General features: G+C 70.7%; 2 protein-coding genes. Both read right to left on the reverse strand.

Translation table 11 applies throughout. The annotated features are described in order from the left end of the window. Nucleotides 1–1112: sensor histidine kinase (locus WBA11_RS02915; RefSeq protein ID WP_424519227.1), on the reverse strand; the 1112-nt coding region annotated here is incomplete at its 3' end. Nucleotides 1113–1202: 90 nt separating this feature from the next. Next, nucleotides 1203–2315, reverse strand: a 1113-nt coding sequence (locus tag WBA11_RS02920) for a sigma-54-dependent transcriptional regulator (protein WP_424519228.1), incomplete at its 5' end; no start/stop codon positions are given.

A 2315-nucleotide genomic window follows, 5' to 3' on the forward strand; every position in this document is an offset into this window, starting at 1 on the left:
GCGCCGGGCCGACCGCCGAGCGCCTGGACCGCGTTGAGCGACAGGTTAACGAGGGCCTGCTCGATCAGGTCCGGGTCGGCCACGATCTCGAGCTGCGGCGGCTCGACCTCGAGGACGACCTCGACGCCGCTCCCGCTCGCCCGCGCCAGGATCGCGATGTCGCCCAGCAGCTCTCCGGCCTCGATGACGCGGGGGGTCGGCTGCGGGAGCTTGGCCAACGTCCGGTACGTGTCGACGAACGAGACCAGACCGCGACTGCGGCGCTCGATGGTGCCGAGCGCTTCGCGCACGTCGTCGGTGCGGATGTGGGAGGCGTCGGCCGTGTCCATGAGCCCGAGGGCGGTCCCCGCAAGCGACGAGATCGGCGCGACCGAGTTGGTGATCTCGTGCGTCAGGACGCGCGTAAGCTGCTGCCACGCCTCGAGCTCTCGGGCCTCGAGCTCCTGCCGGATGTCCTGGAGCGACACCAGGGTGTGCATCTCGTCCGAGACGGTAAATCGCGTCGCGTAGGCGACCAGCTCTTGCGGGCCGGCGTCCTGCTCGAGGCGGATCAGCGTCCGGTCCCCCGTCGGCAGATCCCGGAGCGCGCGGACCGTCTCCGGCGCCCGCTGACTGAGCGCCTGCAGGGACCGAGGTCTTGGGACGGCCAGCATCCGGCGGGCGGCCAGGTTGAACAGCGTCACCGTCCCGTCCGTGCGGAACGCGATCAGCGCCACGCCGACGTGCCGGACGACGGCCTCGAGGTAGCCCGCCTGCTCCTCCCGCTCGGCACGCACCGTGCGGAACGCCTCGCCCACCGACTCGAACGCTTCGGCCAGCCCGACCATCAGGGGGTCGTCCCCGGAGACCGAGACGTGGCCCGACATGTCGTCGTAGCGGACACCCTCGAGGAAGCGCCGCAGGTCCCGCGCCGGCCGCTCGACCGTGTGGATGATCCGCCACCCCACCCGCAGGGCGACCGCGACCAGCCCCACGGCGATGCCCACGCTCGCTGCGCCGGCGTCCTCGAGGGCGATTCCGATGCCCACACCGGCCGCCACCAAGACGACCAGTCGCCCGACGACGCGGACGCGGTAGCGGCGCCAGAAGCGCAGGAGAGTGGGATGGCTCATGCGGAGGGTCGAGACGGTCTCTCAGGTGCTGAGTGCTAGGGGATTGGGGAAATGCGTGTCGAGGAGACCCTAATCCCTAGTCCCCAACCCCTACAACCCATACTTCTCGATGCGGCGGTAGAGCGACTTCCGCGTCAGCCCGAGTTCCTCGGCCGCGTGCGTCACGTTGCCGGCGTGCTTCGACAGCGCCGTGCGGACCGCCGCGCGCTCGATGTCCTCGAGGTCGAGACCCGCCACGCCTAGCCCGACGCTCGGCGCGGGAGCCGAAGGCGACGCCGAAAACTGGAGGTCGCCCGCGCCGATGGTGTCGCCGTCGGCCAGGATCAGGGCGCGCTCGACGGTGTGCTGGAGCTCGCGGACGTTGCCCGGCCAGTGGTACTCGCGCATCCGGCCTTTCGCCTCATCCGTGAAGCCAGACACGTCGCGGCTGTACGACCCCGCGTAGCGCGCCAGGAAGTGGTCGGCCAGCAGGAAGAGGTCGTCGCCGCGGTCGCGGAGCGGCGGCAGGCGCAGCTCGAGCGTGTTGATCCGGTACAGAAGGTCCTGACGGAATGAGCCGTCGCCGACCCGGTCGTGGACCGGCGCGTTCGTCGCGCTCACCAGCCGCACGTCGATGGCACGGGGCTTCGTCTCGCCGACGCGGATGACCTCGCGGCGCTGCAACGTCGCCAGCAGCTTGGCCTGCTCCGTGGGCTCCGTGTTGCCGATCTCGTCCAAGAACAGCGTCCCGCCCGACGCGGCCTCGAAGCGTCCCTCGCGGTCGGCGGCGGCGCCCGTGAACGAGCCCTTGACGTGGCCGAACAGCTCGGACTCGAACAGCGACGACGGCACGGCACCGAGATCGACTGGGACAAACGGACCCTTGGCTCGCTTCGAGTGCGCGTGGAGCGCCTGGGCGACCAGCTCCTTGCCCGTCCCGTTCTCGCCCAGAATCAGGACGTTGGCGTCGGTCGGCGCCACCTTGAGGATGGTCTGGTAGAGCGCCTGCATCTGGGGACTCTCGCCCACCAACCCCGTGACGGCCGAGGACGCTTTGCTCGACCTCGAGGACGAGACGCGAGCCGTCGGCCTCGAGGACGTCTCGGGTGCGCTGGCCTGCGCCTCGCGCTCTGCCCGCAGCTTGGAGGCCGCCTCGACGGCGGCGATCAGGCGGTCGTTGGACCACGGCTTGGTGACAAAGTCGGCCGCGCCGTGCTTCATCGC

This window comes from Rubrivirga sp. (assembly GCF_049648075.1).
Classification (GTDB): Bacteria; Bacteroidota; Rhodothermia; order Rhodothermales; family Rubricoccaceae; genus Rubrivirga.